This is a genomic window from Subtercola sp. Z020, assembly GCF_002931235.1.
Classification (GTDB): Bacteria; Actinomycetota; Actinomycetes; order Actinomycetales; family Microbacteriaceae; genus Subtercola.
Window position 1 is genome coordinate 1 of record NZ_PSTT01000033.1, and the last position, 16598, is coordinate 16598.

Consider the following 16598-nt stretch of genomic DNA (forward strand, 5'->3'; position numbering starts at 1 on the left):
GGAAACGCCCGGCAACATTCCGAACCCGGAAGCTAAGACTCGCAGCGCCGATGGTACTGCAAGGGAGACCTTGTGGGAGAGTAGGACACCGCCGGACCCTCTTCAGAAACAGCCCAACCTTCACCGGTTGGGCTGTTTCGTTTTAAGCCCCATCACCCTTTTCGTGGGTACACCATTCAGGGGATCTGAACCGCGTGGGAACGCCGTTCCGCCAAAGATTGCAACGTCCTAACCATTGCAATCCAGGGGGTCCTGAATGACCATCAACGAAGAGACTGAAGCCACCGGAACGAAGCGGCTTCTCGAACGACGCACGGTCGTCAAGACAGCGGCGTGGAGCGTGCCCGCGATCGCCCTCGCCGTCGCTGCACCGATGGCTGCGGCATCCGGAGACGTCGACCTCGGCGCCTACCGCCTCACGGGCACCTGTGGTGTCCTCGGCGTCGTCGGACCGGGCTTCACCCTCACCGCCGGCCCGACCGAGGCGCTGCCCGTCGGCACCACGATCACCATCTCGGGCAGCGGTGTCGCGAACATCGGCGTCTTCAGCGTGTCGGGCGGCACCGCGAACGTTGCCGTTCTGAGCGGCACCAGCCGCCAGATCACGCTGACGTCCGAGCTCCCGGCCGGTGCGACGCTCACGGCGCGCACCACCCTGTCGATCTCGGTCGCCTTCGGCCTGAACGCGGTCTCCACCCTCCCGACGGGATACATCGCGACGGGCGCCAAGAGCGCGGCCAACGTCTCGTCGACGCTCATCCTCTGCTCCGCGAACTGATCCGCTCCGTCGCTCAGACGAGAGAAGCCCGGCCTGCACACGCAGGCCGGGCTTCTTGCGTGAACGGATAGACTCGTTCTACATCTACACAGCGCGCACCAGACGACAGGAGTGTCATGAGCGATTCGCCAGACAGGGAGAAGCGCCCCGGGCGTCGACAGGACGGTGCGCGCGCCGACGGGCCACGGCGCGGCTCGGATCGGCCGAGAGGGTCACGCCCGCCCCAGAAGTCGGGGGAGCAGAAGCTCTGGACGAGCGACGGCAAGCCGGCGCGGAGCGCGGCCCCGGGCGCCAGGGACAAGTCGAACCGCGGCGGCTACCGCGACGAGGGCCTCACGCCCGAGGAGCTCCGCCAGCGCGAGCTGCGTGCCGTGCGGCCCCAGCACGATGATCCCGAGGTTCCCGACGACGTGTCGGTCAAGGAGCTCGACCGTGGCGCCCTCAACGAACTGAAGACGCTCTCCAAAGAGAACGCAGACGGTGTGGCGAAGCACCTGGTGATGGTGGCCCGGCTGATCGAGAGCGATCCCGAGCTGGCCCACAAGCACGCCACCTCTGCCTCGCGTCGTGCGGGTCGCATCGCGATGGTGCGCGAGACCCTGGCGATCACCGCCTACGCCACCGGCGACTACGCCCTGGCGATCCGGGAGCTCCGCACGTACCGCCGCATCTCGGGGTCGAACGAACAGCTCGCCCTGATGGTGGACAGTGAGCGCGGGCTCGGTCGCCCCGACAAGGCCCTCGAGCTCGGCCGCTCCGTTCCGCGCGAGTCGCTGACCCCCGCGACGCAGGTGGCCGTCGCGATCGCCATGTCGGGCGCTCGGCTCGACCTCGGGCAGCCGGAGGCCGCGCTGGCCGAGTTGAGCATCCCGCAGCTCGACGCCTCGCGCGCCTACTCCTACAGCCCCGAACTGTTCTGGGCGTACGCCGAGGTGCTCGACGACCTCGACCGTTCGGCCGAGGCGGAAGAGTGGCGCGAGCGCGCCGACAGGGCCGAGGCGGCGCTGTACGCGGCATCCACCGACGAAGACGACGACCTGATCGAGGTCTTCGAGGAGGAGGGCGTCGATGCAGAGGAGAGCGACGACCCGGAGGTGAGTGGCGACGCAGAGACCAGCGGCGATGCGGAGGAGAGCGACGATGCAGCTGTTCCCGGCGAGAAGGAGTAGGGCCGTGGCCGCCACGCCGCTCGACGGTGTCGACGTCATTCTGGCCGACCTCGACGGTGTCGTCTACAAGGGTAAGAATGCCATCGACCATGCGGTGGATGCCCTGCAGCGCGCTGTCGGCGAGGGGGTCTCTGTCGGCTACATCACCAACAATGCCTCTCGCACCGACGCCCAGGTCGCCGAGCATCTGACGAGCTTCGGGCTCACGGTGGCTCCGCGCGACGTGGTGACGAGCCCGCAGGCTGCCGTGCTGCTGCTCGCCGACCTGGTGCCGGCGGGTTCCACCATTCTCGTGGTGGGCGGTGTCGGCCTGACCAGCGAGGTGGAGAAGGCCGGATACAGCGTCACCCGGCAGGCGAGCGACAAGCCGGCCGCGGTCATCCAGGGCTTCAACCCGGATGTCGCGTGGACCGACCTGGCCCAGGCGAGTTTCGCGCTGCACACGGGCATTCCGTGGGTGGCGACGAACACCGACTGGACGATTCCGGTCGAGGGAGGCATCGCGCCCGGCAACGGCACGCTGGTCTCGGCGGTGCACACCGCTGTCGGAACCCTGCCGGTGGTCGGCGGCAAGCCCGAAAAGGCGATCTACGAGGCGGCGGTCGCGCGTTTCGGCGCGACCTCGCCGCTGTTCATCGGCGACCGGCTCGACACCGACATCCTGGGCGCGAACCGCGCGGGGATGCGGTCGGTGCACGTGCTGACCGGGATCGACGGCCCGAAGCAGTTGCTCGCGGCGGAGAAGGATCAGCGACCCACCTTCATTCTCGACGACCTGCGCGGGCTGTTCGAGCCGTATCCCGAGACCTCGTTCTCGAAGGACGGCTCCACGGCGACGGTGGGTTCGGCGGTCGTGCGGCTGAACGGCAACGATGTCGAGCTCGTGAAGGCCGGCCAGAGTGCGGTGGATCGGGTTCGGGCCGGGAGTGCGCTCATCTGGGCATCCGGTCGCCCCATCTACGGGCTGAACGTCGCGCCTGGGCTCTACAGCTGAGCGCTCGGGTAGCCTGAAGGTGTGACAGACGAGAGTACGGGCGAGGGCGAATTGCTGCCCCGGTTGCGGGTCATCGAGCACCAGCCGCTCGACGCGCGAGCTGTCGCCTACGTTCAGCTGCACGACGAGTTGCGGAGTCGCCTCGAGGGCGGAGACGTGTCGGGCCACCGTGGCTGACGCGGCTGGGCCGGACGACGACGACACAGCGGCGGGGTTCGCTGAGGGTAGCCGACTCGACTCCGCGCTGGCGTCGAGTGGGCTGGCGCGATCGCGCAACCACGCCGCCCAGCTGATCGCCGACGGGTTCGTGAGCGTCGACGGTGTCGTCACCGTCAAACCCTCCGCGAAGGTCTTCGGCGGCCAGGCCCTGCGCGTCGAGGGCAGCGACCATTACGTCAGCCGCGGCGCGGGCAAGCTGATCGCCGCGCTCGATTCCTTCCGCGTCGAGACGCAGGGCGTCGTCGCGCTCGACGCCGGCGCGTCGACGGGCGGCTTCACCCAGGTGCTGCTCGAGCGGGGCGCACGGCGGGTATTGGCCGTCGATGTCGGCCACGGCCAGCTGTCGCCGGTGGTCGGGGCGGATGCCCGGGTGAGCGTCGTCGAGGGGTACAACATCCGACACGCGACGCCCGAGTCGCTCGCGGCCGCGTCGGGGGTGCAGGAGACGCCCTCGCTCGTCGTCGCCGACCTCTCGTTCATCTCGTTGATCACCGTGCTGCCCGCTCTGGCCGCCGTGGCGAGCCCGGAGGCGGACTTCGTGCTGCTGATCAAGCCGCAGTTCGAGGTGGGGCGCACGGGCATCCGCGAGGGCGTGGTGAAGAACGCCGGGCTGCGGGCCGACGCCATCACCGGAGTGCTCTGGGCGGCGTTCGACCTCGGGCTCGGCACGGCCGGCCTCCTCTCCTCCCCAGTCATCGGAAACGCCGGGAATCACGAGTATCTGGTCTGGCTGAGCCGTTCTGCCGGAACCAATCCGACAGAATGGTTGAACCGCGCACACACACTTTCAGGAGCCCAGACGTCGTGACGACACCCCGCTACTTTCTCGTCGTACTGCACACCGGCCGGCGGGACTCCGTCGACGCGGCGATGCAGGTCTGCGACCAGCTGGTGGCATCGGGCGTCACGCCCGCCCTGTCACCGAGCGACCTGGCCGACATCTCGCACCGCCTGACCGACCCGTCGCTGATCGCAGTGCTGGGCGACGATGTGCAGACCGACGCCCTCGAGCTCGTGATCGTGCTGGGCGGTGACGGCACCATCCTGCGCGCCGCCGAGGTGGTACGGGGCTGCAAGGTGCCCCTGCTCGGGGTGAATCTCGGGCACGTGGGGTTCCTGGCGGAGAGCGAGCGCGAAGACCTGCGGGCCTCGGTCGACCGCGTTCTCGAGGGCGACTACACCGTCGAGGAGCGCATGACGCTCGACGTCGTGGTGACGCATCACTCCGAGGTGGTCTACGAGGGCTGGGCCGTGAATGAGGCGACGGTCGAGAAGGCGAGCCGCGAGCGGATGATCGAGGTGGTCATCGAGGTCGACGGGCGACCGCTGTCGAGCTTCGGCTGCGACGGTGTCGTCATGGCGACGCCCACGGGTTCCACGGCGTACGCGTTCTCGGCGGGCGGGCCGATCGTCTGGCCGAGCCTCGATGCGCTGCTGTTCGTTCCGCTGAGCCCGCACGCGCTGTTCTCGCGGGCGCTCGTCATCGGCCCCGACTCCGTGCTCGCGGTCGAGATGCTCGAGCGCACGCCGGGCGCGGGGGTTCTCTGGTGCGACGGCCGGCGCGGGTTCGACCTGCCGGCCGGTTCCCGCATCGAGTCACGGCGGTCGCCGGTGCCCGTGCGGCTGGCGCGACTGACCCACGGGCCGTTCAGCGACCGATTGGTTCAGAAATTCGAGCTGCCCGTCGAGGGGTGGCGCGGTCCGGTCGGCAGCGCTCGGGACGGGGCCTGAGTGGCGCGCCGTGCAGGGCCCTCGGGCTTCATCGACGAGATCACGATCCGCGACCTGGGCGTCATCGCCGAGGCCGTGTTGCCGCTCGGCGCCGGGTTCACGGCGGTGACCGGCGAGACCGGTGCAGGCAAGACGATGGTCGTGCAGGCCCTCGGGCTGCTGACCGGCGAGCGGGCCGTCGCGGGCCAGGTGCGGGTCGGCAGCGGGCAGAGCTGGGTGGAGGGTCGCTGGCGCGTTCCGGTGACAGGCGCTGTGGCCGAGCGGGTGCGGGATGCCGGGGGCGAGGTCGAGGAGTTCGACACCGGTTCGCTGGGGGAGTTGATCCTGTCGCGCTCGGTGTCGGGCGAGGGCCGCAGCCGGGCGATCGTCGGCGGCCGGAGCGCCCCCGTGGGCGTGCTCGGGGAGCTCGGCGAGAGCCTCGTGGTGGTGCACGGCCAGTCCGACCAGCTGCGGCTGCGGTCATCCACCGAGCAGCGGCTGGCGCTCGACCGGTTCGCCGGGCGGGAGTTCCGCGAGCAGCTCGACGCGTATGAGCAGGCGTTCCACGCCTGGCAGGCGCTGCGGCTGGAGCTCGACACCCTGGTCTCGCAGCGCGAAGCGCGCATCCGCGAGGCCGACGCCCTCCGCGTCGCGGTGGCCGAGATCGAGGCGCTGGCGCCGGTGGCGGGCGAGGAGGAGGCCCTCGCCGAGCGAGCGGGGCGACTGACGAACCTCGAAGACCTGCGGCTGGCGGCTGCCTCCGCACGCGAGGCGGTCTCCTCCGACGAGCTCGACGGCCGGGCCGACACGGTGGGCCTGCTCGATTCGGCGCTGCGCCAGCTGGAGCGGGTGCAGGCGCACGACCCCGCGCTCGAGCCGATCGTCGAATCGCTCGCCAGCGCATCCTTTCTCGTCGCCGAGATCTCGACCCAGCTCTCGAGCTACCTCGCCGAGCTCGACACCGACGGGGGCAGCGAACTCGACGAGGTACAGGACCGCCGAGCGGCCCTCTCCGTGCTCGCGCGCAAGTACGGGCCGAGCATCGACGACGTGATCGTCTTCTTCGAGGCGGCCGGCCCGCGGCTCATCGAGCTGGAGAACGACTCCGACCGCATCGAGGAGCTGACGGATGCCGTGGCCGACGCCCTCGCGCTCGCTGAGTCGCTCGCCGACAGCCTGAGCACCGCGCGTGCCGACGCCGCCGCGCGGCTCAGCGGCCAGGTCTCCGATGAACTGGCCGCGCTGGCGATGGGCGGGTCGCAGCTCGTGGTCGAGGTGCTGCCGGGAGTCGAGCTGACGACCTCCGGCCGGGACACGGTGCACTTTCTCCTGTCGTCGCACTCGGGCGCCGAGCCGCGTCCGCTCGGGCGGGGAGCATCGGGCGGTGAGCTCAGCCGCATCATGCTCGCCATCGAAGTGGTGCTGGCCGCAACGGATCCGGTGCCCACCTTCGTGTTCGACGAGGTCGACGCCGGTGTGGGCGGGGCATCCGCCATCGAGATCGGGCGGCGACTCGCCCGGCTCGCACGCGGATCGCAGGTCATCGTCGTGACGCACCTGGCGCAGGTGGCGGCGTTCGCGACCAACCACCTCTCCGTGGTCAAAGACAGTGATGGGGCGGTGACCGAGTCCAGCGTCCGGCAGCTCAGCGGCGAAGACCGGGTGGCCGAGATGGCGCGGCTGCTGTCGGGGCTGCCCGACTCCGAGAGCGGGCTCGCGCATGCGCGGGAGCTCATCGAGCTGGCCAGAGAGGGCAGGTGACGGGCATCCGTACTGTTAGAGTGGAACTCCGTGGATGATGATCAAAACGGCACCCTGTTGAACGCTTCTGAGCTCGCCGACGGCGACCCGAAGCCCGAGGTCACGCAGCCGGGGCAGGTTCCCGGCAAGCTGACGAAGCACATCTTCGTGACCGGTGGTGTCGTCTCCAGCCTCGGCAAGGGTCTCACCGCAGCCAGTCTCGGCAACCTCCTGACAGCCCGCGGGCTGAACGTCGTGATGCAGAAGCTCGACCCCTACCTGAACGTCGATCCCGGAACGATGAACCCGTTCCAGCACGGCGAGGTCTTCGTCACCGACGACGGTGCAGAGACCGACCTCGACATCGGGCACTACGAGCGGTTTCTCGACATCAACCTGAACCAGGCCGCGAACGTGACGACGGGCCAGATCTACTCGACCGTCATCGCCAAGGAGCGCCGCGGCGAGTACCTCGGCGACACCGTGCAGGTCATTCCGCACATCACCGACGAGATCAAGCGGCGCATGCGGCTGCAGGCGCAGGGCGAAGACAGGCCCGACGTCATCATCACCGAGATCGGTGGAACGGTCGGCGACATCGAGTCGCAGCCCTTCCTCGAGTCTGCACGGCAGGTTCGTCACGAACTCGGCCGACGCAACGTCTTCTTCGTTCACGTGTCGCTGGTGCCGTTCATGAATGCGTCGGGGGAGCAGAAGACCAAGCCGACCCAGCACTCCGTCGCGGCCCTCCGCTCCATCGGTATCCAGCCCGATGCTCTCGTGCTGCGGAGCGACCGCCCCGTCTCGGAGTCAAACAAGCGCAAGATCGCGCTGATGTGCGACGTCGACGAAGACGCGGTCGTGAACGCCATCGACGTGCCGTCGATCTACGACATTCCGACGATGCTGCACGACCAGAAGCTCGACGCGTACATCATCGACCACTTCGGCCTGACCACGAACGACGTGGACTGGTCGGGCTGGTCGTCGCTGCTCGAAGCGGTGCACGAGCCGAAGCACGAAGTCACCATCGGGCTGGTCGGCAAGTACATCGACCTGCCCGACGCCTACCTCTCTGTGACCGAGGCCCTCAAGGCCGGCGGCTTCGCGCATCGCGCCAAAGTGAACCTGAAGTGGATCGCCTCCGACGAGTGCGAGACGCCCGAGAAGGCCGCCAAAGAGCTCGGCGACCTCGACGGCATCTGCGTTCCCGGTGGTTTCGGTGTGCGCGGCATCGAGGGCAAGCTGGGCGCGCTGCGCTTCGCCCGCGAGAACGGCATCCCGACGCTCGGGCTGTGCCTCGGCCTCCAGTGCATGGTGATCGAGTACGCACGGAACGTCGTCGGCCTCGACGAGGCGTCGTCGAGCGAGTTCAACCCTGACACTCCCTTCCCAGTGATCGCCACGATGGCCGAGCAGGTCGACATCATCGCTGGTGGCGACCTCGGCGGCACGATGCGCCTCGGGCTCTACGAGGCCAAGCTCGCCGGCGGTTCGCTGGTCGAATCGCTGTACGGCGCACCGACCATCGAAGAACGCCACCGCCACCGCTACGAGGTCAACAACCGGTACCGCGGCGACATCGCCGACGCCGGCCTGTGGTTCTCGGGAACGTCGCCCGACGACCACCTCGTCGAGTTCGTCGAGCTGCCGACAGATGTGCACCCGTACTACGTCGGCACCCAGGCGCACCCGGAGCTGCGCTCGCGCCCGAACCGGGCTCATCCCCTCTTCGATGGTCTCATCACGGCTGCGCTCGACCGGCAGGAAGCCAGCAGACTGTTCCCGACCGAGGCCTAGGAGGGCTCGCTGTGACCACGACACCGGGCGGTTGGCCCCTCCGCGATGAGGCGGCAGACCTCGAGATCACGCAGAGCGATGTGGTCTTCGACGGCAAGATCTGGGATGTGCGCCGCGAGACGTTCACCTACAACGGCGCCGACACCGTGCGGGAGTTCGTCGACCACACCGGCGCGGTGGCGATCGTCGCGCTCGACGACCAGGAGCGCATGCTGCTGATCAAGCAGTACCGGCACCCAATCCGTTCCCGCGAGTGGGAGATTCCGGCGGGCCTCCTCGACGTGTCGGGCGAGAACTGGCTGGTCGCCGCCCAGCGCGAGCTCAGCGAGGAGGCCGATCTCGAGGCCGACGAGTGGAACGTGCTCACGGACTACGCGACGACGCCCGGTGGCAACAACGAATTGATCCGCATCTACCTGGCACGCGGCATCCATTCGACGGCTGCACCTTTCGAACGCGAAGACGAAGAGGCCGATATCGAGGTGCGCTGGGTCGACCTCGACGAGGTGGTGGATGCCGTGCTGCGGCGCGAGCTGCAGAATCCCAATCTCGTGCTGGCGTCGCTGGCGCTCTTCGCGAACCGAGCGCGCGGGTGGGGGTCGCTGGGGGCGGCGGATGCTCCGTGGCCGGAGTTCGCGCGGCTGCACCCCGAGGCATCCTGAGTTCCAGCCCGTGAGCGGGATGCGCGCGGCGATCGACGGGTACCTCCGTCACATCACGATCGAGCGCGGGCTGTCGGCCAACACGGTGGCCGCCTACCGCCGCGACCTCACGCGGTATGCAGCGTGGTTGGAGGGATTGGGCATCCAGAACCCGACGGAGATCGACGAGACGCACATTGCGGGGTTCACCCGGCAGCTGCAGACGCTGGCCGAGCCGGGGGTTCTCGCCCAGCCGCTCGCCGCGACATCCGTGGCCCGCATTGTGTCGTCGGTGCGGGGGCTGCACCGGTTCCTGGCCGAGGAGGGCGAGACGGTGACGGATGCCGCGCGCGAGGTGAAACCGCCGAAACTCGGGATGCGGTTGCCGAAGGCGATCACGATCGAGCAGATGACGGGGCTGCTCGAGGCGACAGGGGGCGACGACCCGCTCGCGCTCCGCGATAGGGCGCTGCTCGAGCTGCTCTACGCGACCGGCGCGCGCGTGTCGGAGGTCGTGGCGCTGAACGTGGACGATGTGGGCAGCGACGACGACTTCGTGCGGGTGGTCGGCAAGGGGTCGAAGCAGCGCGTGGTGCCGGTGGGGAGTTTCGCACGCGCGGCGCTGGATGCGTACCTCGTGCGGGTGCGGCCGCTGTTCTCGGCGCGGGGCCGGGCGACGCCGGCGCTGTTCCTCGGGCTGCGGGGGGACCGGCTGGGCAGGCAGGGGGCGTGGCTGGTCATCCAGGCGGCGGCCAGGCGGGCGGGGCTCGAGACGCACATCTCGCCGCACACGTTCCGGCACTCGTTCGCGACGCACCTGATCACGGGCGGGGCGGATGTGCGGGTGGTGCAGGATCTGCTCGGGCACGCGTCGGTGACGACGACGCAGATCTACACGCAGGTGACGGCCGACACCCTGCGCGACATGTACCAGACGGCGCACCCGCGGGCGCGGTGAGGGATGCCGCGCGGCGCGCTGCAGGCGAGCGGGATGCCGCGGCAGCCGCCGGTGCGGGTCGCGCACGGCGCGCTTCGCGGGAACGGGGGCGCGGCCACAGTAGAATCGTGAGCACCGCCCTGGGAGAGGTCGGGGTCAGTGAGGAGCATCGCCTGTGATGGCAAAGAAGAACGACCTTGCCTCTGCACTTCCGGGTCTCGAGGCTCCCGTTCTCGGCCCGACCGGTCGGCCGCTGCGCGTCTTTCCGCAGCCGGCGCCGCTGAAGAGCCACGGGCCCGCGCGCATCATCTCGCTCTGCAACCAGAAGGGCGGCGTGGGCAAGACCACGACGACCGTGAACCTCGGGGCGACGCTGGCGGATGACGGCCGGCGCGTTCTCGCGATCGACTTCGACCCGCAGGGTGCGCTCTCGGCCGGGCTCGGCGTCGACACCCACGACAGCCTGACGATCTACGACCTGCTGCTCGGAACCGAGAAGGACCCGCACAACGTCATCCGGCAGACGAGTGTGCCGAACTTCGACATCATCCCGGCGAACATCGACCTGTCTGCCGCCGAAGTGCACCTGATCAGCGAGGTCGCGCGGGAGACCATCCTGGCGCGGGTGCTGCGGAAGGTCAGCGACGAGTACGACGTCATTCTGATCGACTGCCAGCCGTCGCTCGGCCTGCTCACGGTGAATGCGCTGACCGCCAGCCACGGCGTGCTGATTCCTCTCGAATGCGAGTTCTTCGCCCTTCGTGGTGTCGCTCTGCTCGTCGAGACGATCGACAAGGTGAAAGACCGGCTGAACCCGGCGATCAAGCTCGACGGCATCCTCGCGACGATGTACGACTCGCGCACGCTGCACTCGCGGGAGGTCATGCAGCGCGTGGTCGACGCGTTCGGGCCGGAGGTGCTCGAGACGGTGATCGGCCGCACGATCAAGTTCCCCGACGCGAGCGTCTCGGGAACGCCGATCACCCAGTTCGCGCCCGACCACCCTGCGGCCAACGCGTACCGCCAGTTGGCCCGAGAACTGGTCTTCCGTGGCGCGGTCGCCTAGCGCAACACTGGTTGCCGAGGGCGGGGCTGTGGATGCCGCGGGCGCCGCTCCAGGGTTCCGGCTCAGTCTCTCGAACTTCGAGGGTCCGTTCGACCTGCTGCTCTCGCTCATCTCGAAGCACGAGGTCGACATCACCGAGATCGCCCTGAGCGCGGTGACCGACGAGTTTCTGAGCTACCTGCGGAACCTCGACTCCGAGGAGGAGCTGGAACGGGCATCCGAGTTCCTGGTGGTGGCCGCCACGCTGCTCGACCTGAAGATCGTCGGGCTTCTGCCCCAGGGTGAGCTGGTCGATGCCGAAGATGTTGCGCTGCTCGAGGCGCGTGACCTTCTGTTCGCCAGGCTTCTGCAGTACCGGGCCTTCAAACAGGTGTCGCTGTGGTTCTCGGCGCATTTCGACGAGGAGGGGCGGCGGCATGCGCGCGCTGTGCGGCTGGAGGAGAAGTTCCGGCAGCAGACGCCCGAGCTGGTCTGGTCGCTGAGCCCCGACGACTTCGCTGCGCTCGCGGTGCTCGCACTGACGCCGCGGGAGGTTCCCGTGGTGGGGCTCGAGCACCTGCACGCACCGCTGGTGAGCATCCGAGAGCAGGCGGCGCACGTCGTGACCGCGCTGCGGTCGGGGGAGCCGGTGTCGTTCCGTCGGCTGATCGACGGGATCGTCGAAAAGGGGATCGTCGTGGCGCGTTTTTTGGCGGTGCTCGAGCTCTACCGGCACGCGGCGATCGCGTTCGAGCAGCTGGAGCCTCTCGGCGAACTGACGATCCGGTGGACGGCCGAGAGCTGGTCGGAAGAGAACCTGTCGAACCTGGGGGCCGACTATGACAACTGAGGTCGACCTCGAACGTGCGCTCGAAGCGATCTTCACGGTGGCCGACGAGCCGCAGAGCCTGATGACGCTCGCGACGGCGCTGGCTCGCCCCGTTGCAGCGGTGCGGCAGACCGTCGAGCGATTGGCTGCCGACTACGACGGTGAGGCACCGGGCGGCAGCGTTCGACGCGGTTTCGAGCTGCGGGAGGTCGCGGGCGGTTGGCGGCTCTACGTACGCGGGGAGTACGACGCTGTCGTTCGCGACTTCGTCGTCACCGAGAACCCCTCGAAGCTGTCCCAGGCGGCGCTCGAGACGCTCTCGGTGATCGCCTACAAGCAGCCGATCACGCGGAGCGCGATCGCATCCATCCGCGCCGTGAACGTCGACTCTGTCGTGCGCACCCTGCTCGGCCGCGGCCTGATCACCGAGGTCTCGACCGACGGCGAAACCGGCGCCATTTACTATGGAACGACAGACCTGCTCCTGACCCAGCTCGGCATCAACACGCTTGACGAGCTCCCCAAGATCTCACCACTGCTCGCCGATGGTGCGGAAGGCTTCGATGACCAGTTCCAGTGAAGACGAGCGTGGCCGCGGGGCCGCCGACCAGAACCTGCCCGAGGGCGTGCGCCTGCAGAAGGTGCTCGCCTCGGCGGGGGTCGCGTCGCGACGGGTCTCCGAAGAACTCATCACCGCGGGCCGGGTGCGGGTGAACGGCGAGGTCGTGCGGGAGCTCGGTCGCCGCATCGACCCCGAGACCGACAAGGTCGCCGTCGACAACACGGCCGTGCAACTCGACACGACCAAGCGCTACGTGCTACTGAACAAGCCGGTCGGCATCGTCTCGTCGCTGGCCGACCAGCACGGTCGGCCGGATCTGTCGCGGTACACCTCGCAGTATGAGGAGCGGCTCTTCAACGTGGGGCGTCTCGATGCGGAGACGAGTGGCCTGCTCATCCTGACGAACGACGGCGAGCTCGCGCATGTGCTGGCGCACCCCTCGTTCGGCGTGCTGAAGACCTACATCGCGCAGGTCGAGGGCCGGGTGACCCCGCAGACCATAGCGAAGCTGACGAAGGGGGTCGAGCTCGACGACGGGCCGATCGTCGCCGACAAGGCCCGGCTGATCGACAGTTCGAACGGGTCGAGCCTCGTCGAGGTCACCCTGCACTCCGGTCGCAACCGCATCGTGCGCCGGATGCTCGAGGAGGTCGGTCACCCCGTGATCGAACTGGTGCGGCGGCAGTTCGGCCCGTTGCACCTCGGCTCGCTGAAGGCGGGGGAGCTGCGCGACCTGACCCGCGAGGAGCTCGGAGCGCTGCTGACCCTGTCGCGTGAGGCGAAGACGCAGCCCGCGAACGACGGCTCGGTTGCGAGCACAGGCGCGGGCGCAAAAGCGGGCGCGAGGCCCGATCGTGGCTGAGAGCCGCCTCACCGGTTCGGTGCGCGTCGTCGGTGCCGGCCTGCTCGGCACGAGCATCGGCCTCGGGCTCCGCGCTCGCGGCGTCGACGTCATCGTGGCCGACGCGTCACCGACGCACGTCAGCATCGCGGTCGACTACGGTGCCGGGCGTGCGGCTGCGGCTACCGACGAACCGCAGCTCATCGTGGTCTGCGTTCCGCCCGACGTCACGGCGCGGGTGGTGGCCGCCGAACTCGAGGCCTTCCCACACGCGGTCGTGACGGATGTCGCGAGTGTGAAGCTCAGCGTGCTGCATGAGCTCCGGGCATCCGGTGCCGACGTCTCGCGCTACGTCGGAACCCACCCCATGGCGGGGCGCGAGCGGGGCGGGCCGCTGCAGGGGCGCGCGGACCTCTTTCTCGGCCGGCCCTGGGTGGTCGCGGCGCACGACGGCATCTCGTACCAGCGGGGGAGCGTCATCGACGACCTCATTCTCGACCTCGGCGCGACGCTCGTCGAGATGACCCCCGAGGCGCACGACAGCAGTGTGGCGCTGATCTCGCACGTTCCGCAGGTGGTGGCGACGCTGATGGCGAGGCGGCTGACCGATGCTCCGGGAGCGGCCGTGAACCTCGCCGGGCAGGGTCTTCGCGACGTGACGCGCATCGCGGCGGGCGACCCTGGGCTCTGGGTGCAGATACTCGGCGCGAACGCGCAGCCCGTGGTGGGCATCCTGAAGCAGTTCCGTCACGATCTCGACCACGTGATCGACGCACTCGACGCACCGGAGGCGGTCGGCAACCGGCGCCGCCTCGCCGAAGAACTGCTCGGCGGCAACGTCGGGGTGGCCCGCATCCCGGGCAAACACGGGCAGGACACGCGGTACACGCAGATCGTGGTGATGGTGGACGACCGACCGGGCGAACTCGCGCGGTTGATGGGTGACGTGGGTGAGGCGGGCGTGAACCTCGAAGACCTGCGGCTCGAACACTCGCCGGGTGCCCAGATCGGGCTGGCGGAGATCGCCGTGCTGCCCGAGGCGGCCGGCGGGTTGGTCGACTGGCTCGCTGCACGGGGCTGGCGGATCGCAGGATGATGAGGACTGATGTGTCAGACAAAGTAGTGGTCGCGATCGACGGGCCTGCCGGCAGCGGCAAGTCGAGCGTCAGCAAGGGCGCGGCGCGCGAGCTCGGCTTCGCGTACCTCGACACCGGGGCGGCCTACCGGGCGCTCGCGTGGATGCTGCTCGACCGCGGGCTCGACGCGGGAGACCCCGAGGTGGTCGTCGCGGCTCTGCCCGAATTCGCCTTCGACATCGGAACCGACCCCGACGACTACTACGTGAAGGTGGGCCCCGACGATGTGACGATCGCGATCAGGGAGCCCTGGGTGACGAGCGAGGTGCGGCTCGTGGCACGGCTTCCCGAGGTGCGGGCGTTCCTGACGGCGCTGTTCAGGGAGACCATCGCAGCGACCGACCGGCCGGGCATCGTGGTGGAGGGAAGGGACATCACCACGGTGGTGGCGCCCGATGCCACCAGCAGAATCCTGCTCACCGCCTCAGAAGAGGCTAGAATGAACAGGCGTTCAGCAGAGATTGTCGGATCGACAGCCGCCGTTGTCGGCGAACAGCTGAGATCTCGTGACCGGGCAGACTCCCGGGTCGTCGACTTCATGAATGCCGCAGACGGGGTCACCACCGTCGATTCCACCGAACTCGACTTCGGCCAGACCGTTCAGGCGGTGGTCGCAGTCGTCACTCTTGCACGAACGAAGGCTTCAGATGGTCAATATTCACAGCGCTGACAAAGACACCGACGGCGAGTACGACGAGTACCCCGAAGTCTCGAGCGCGGTCGTCGACCGCCTCAGCGACCTCGACGAAGACCTGGTCACCCGTCGGGCGGATGCCCTGCGGAGCGGCCTCGCCGACTACGACCTCGGGGAAGAAGACCTCGCCATTCTCGAGGCCGCCACCGACGACCCCGACGCGATCACCTACCTGCCCGCGCTGCCGGTGCTGGCGATCGTCGGCCGGCCGAACGTGGGCAAGTCGGCGCTCGTCAACCGCATCATCGGTCGCCGCGAGGCGGTCGTCGAAGACACCCCCGGGGTGACGCGCGACCGCGTCAACTACAAGGCCGAGTGGGCCGGCCGCCACTTCACGATCGTCGACACCGGCGGGTGGGAACCGGATGCCCGGGGCATCGACGCCTCGGTGGCAGCCCAGGCCGAGATCGCCATCGAACTGGCCGACGCCGTGCTGTTCGTCGTCGACGCGAACGTCGGTCCGACCGCGACCGACGAGCACGTCGTGCGGATGCTCCGCAAGACCAAGCGGCCCGTGTTCGTCGCCGCGAACAAGATCGACGATGTGCGGCAGGAGCCGAACGCGGCATCCCTCTGGTCGCTCGGCCTCGGCAACCCGTACCCCGTCTCGGCCCTCCACGGTCGTGGTGTCGCCGACCTGCTCGACCAGATCATGAAGGTGCTGCCCGAGGTCTCGGCCGTCGCGAAGCAGGAGGTGGGTGGCCCGCGCCGCGTCGCCATCCTCGGCCGGCCGAACGTGGGCAAGTCGTCGCTGCTGAACCGCGCTGCGGGCGAGGAGCGCGTCGTCGTGAACGAGCTCGCCGGCACCACCCGTGACCCGGTCGACGAGCAGGTCGAGATCGCCGGCAAGATCTGGCGCTTCGTCGACACCGCGGGCATCCGGCGCCGCGTGCACCTTCAGCAGGGGGCGGACTTCTACGCGTCGCTCCGTACGTCTGCTGCCCTCGAGAAGGCCGAAGTCGCCGTCGTCATGATCGATGTGTCGCAGCCGGTGAGCGAGCAGGATGTGCGCATCATCGACCTCGTGCTCGAGTCGGGCCGCGCCCTGGTGCTCGCCTTCAACAAGTGGGACCTGCTCGACGACGAGCGCCGCCGCTACCTCGAACGTGAGATCGAGCAGGACCTGGCGCACGTGTCGTGGGCGCCGCGCGTCAACATCTCGGCGAAGACCGGGCGGCACATGGAGAAGCTGGTTCCGGCGCTGGAGCTGGCACTCGAGTCGTGGGACACCCGTATTCCGACAGGGAAGTTCAACGCGTTCCTCGCGGAGCTGACGGCCGAGCATCCTCACCCGGTGCGCGGCGGCAAGCAGCCGCGCATCCTGTTCGGCACCCAGGCGTCGTCGCGGCCGCCGACATTCGTGCTGTTCACGACCGGGTTCCTCGACCCGGGGTACCGCCGGTACATCACGCGGCGCCTCCGCGAGATCTGGGGCTTCGAGGGCAGCCCCGTGAACGTCAACATGCGGGTGCGCGAGAAGCGCAAGCGCTGACCCCCCCCACC

At 68.9% G+C, this 16598-nt stretch carries 17 protein-coding genes and 1 rRNA gene; all 18 read left to right on the forward strand.

The window, feature by feature from the left end:
* Window positions 1-97 (forward strand): 5S ribosomal RNA (gene rrf / locus C5B96_RS04270); the annotation flags it as partial.
* 159 nt (window positions 98-256) lie between these two features.
* On the forward strand, window positions 257-778 hold the full coding sequence (locus C5B96_RS04275; protein ID WP_146078082.1) for a hypothetical protein: 522 nt from the start codon (window positions 257-259) through the stop codon (window positions 776-778).
* A 116-nt stretch (window positions 779-894) separates the two neighbouring features.
* Entirely contained in the window at window positions 895-1947 is a 1053-nt protein-coding gene (locus C5B96_RS04280; RefSeq protein ID WP_233188988.1) for a lipopolysaccharide assembly protein LapB, read from the forward strand.
* Window positions 1919-2941, forward strand: coding sequence for an HAD-IIA family hydrolase (locus tag C5B96_RS04285; protein WP_104243294.1), 1023 nt, complete (start codon window positions 1919-1921; stop codon window positions 2939-2941). The genes C5B96_RS04280 and C5B96_RS04285 overlap by 29 nt, the downstream gene beginning before the upstream one ends.
* Before the next feature lie 21 nt (window positions 2942-2962).
* The gene (locus tag C5B96_RS17545; RefSeq protein WP_199176546.1) at window positions 2963-3118 is read left to right on the forward strand and encodes a hypothetical protein; all 156 of its coding nucleotides are present in this window, start codon (window positions 2963-2965) and stop codon (window positions 3116-3118) included.
* Entirely contained in the window at window positions 3111-3968 is an 858-nt protein-coding gene (locus C5B96_RS04290) for a TlyA family RNA methyltransferase (protein ID WP_104243296.1), read from the forward strand. Before C5B96_RS17545 ends, C5B96_RS04290 begins: the two co-directional genes overlap by 8 nt.
* 62 nt (window positions 3969-4030) lie before the next feature.
* Entirely contained in the window at window positions 4031-4891 is an 861-nt protein-coding gene (locus C5B96_RS04295) for an NAD kinase (protein WP_369826428.1), read from the forward strand.
* Window positions 4892-6631: a DNA repair protein RecN gene (gene recN / locus C5B96_RS04300; protein ID WP_233188990.1), complete on the forward strand. Its 1740-nt coding sequence runs from the start codon at window positions 4892-4894 to the stop codon at window positions 6629-6631. It abuts the gene before it with no gap.
* 129 nt (window positions 6632-6760) lie between these two features.
* Entirely contained in the window at window positions 6761-8410 is a 1650-nt protein-coding gene (locus tag C5B96_RS04305; protein ID WP_104243317.1) for a CTP synthase, read from the forward strand.
* 11 nt (window positions 8411-8421) lie between these two features.
* Complete coding sequence (locus tag C5B96_RS04310) at window positions 8422-9072, forward strand: NUDIX hydrolase (RefSeq protein ID WP_104243300.1); 651 nt, start codon at window positions 8422-8424, stop codon at window positions 9070-9072.
* Between the two features lie 19 nt (window positions 9073-9091).
* Window positions 9092-10009, forward strand: a complete 918-nt coding sequence (gene xerD, locus C5B96_RS04315) for a site-specific tyrosine recombinase XerD (protein WP_104243302.1) — start codon at window positions 9092-9094, stop codon at window positions 10007-10009.
* Between the two features lie 157 nt (window positions 10010-10166).
* Entirely contained in the window at window positions 10167-11054 is an 888-nt protein-coding gene (locus C5B96_RS04320) for a ParA family protein (protein WP_104243304.1), read from the forward strand.
* A gap of 28 nt (window positions 11055-11082) precedes the next feature.
* Entirely contained in the window at window positions 11083-11883 is an 801-nt protein-coding gene (locus C5B96_RS04325; protein ID WP_233188991.1) for a ScpA family protein, read from the forward strand.
* Window positions 11873-12442, forward strand: a complete 570-nt coding sequence (gene scpB, locus C5B96_RS04330; RefSeq protein WP_104243305.1) for an SMC-Scp complex subunit ScpB — start codon at window positions 11873-11875, stop codon at window positions 12440-12442. The genes C5B96_RS04325 and scpB overlap by 11 nt, the downstream gene beginning before the upstream one ends.
* Window positions 12426-13286 carry a pseudouridine synthase gene (locus C5B96_RS04335; RefSeq protein ID WP_104243307.1) on the forward strand — a complete coding sequence of 287 codons (861 nt, stop codon included), beginning with the start codon at window positions 12426-12428 and terminating at the stop codon, window positions 13284-13286. The genes scpB and C5B96_RS04335 overlap by 17 nt, the downstream gene beginning before the upstream one ends.
* The gene (locus C5B96_RS04340) at window positions 13279-14361 is read left to right on the forward strand and encodes a prephenate dehydrogenase (protein ID WP_104243309.1); all 1083 of its coding nucleotides are present in this window, start codon (window positions 13279-13281) and stop codon (window positions 14359-14361) included. The genes C5B96_RS04335 and C5B96_RS04340 overlap by 8 nt, the downstream gene beginning before the upstream one ends.
* 11 nt (window positions 14362-14372) lie before the next feature.
* Window positions 14373-15071 carry a (d)CMP kinase gene (gene cmk / locus C5B96_RS04345; RefSeq protein ID WP_233188992.1) on the forward strand — a complete coding sequence of 233 codons (699 nt, stop codon included), beginning with the start codon at window positions 14373-14375 and terminating at the stop codon, window positions 15069-15071.
* Window positions 15049-16587, forward strand: coding sequence for a ribosome biogenesis GTPase Der (gene der, locus C5B96_RS04350; RefSeq protein ID WP_104243313.1), 1539 nt, complete (start codon window positions 15049-15051; stop codon window positions 16585-16587). Before cmk ends, der begins: the two co-directional genes overlap by 23 nt.
* Window positions 16588-16598 lie beyond the last annotated feature (11 nt).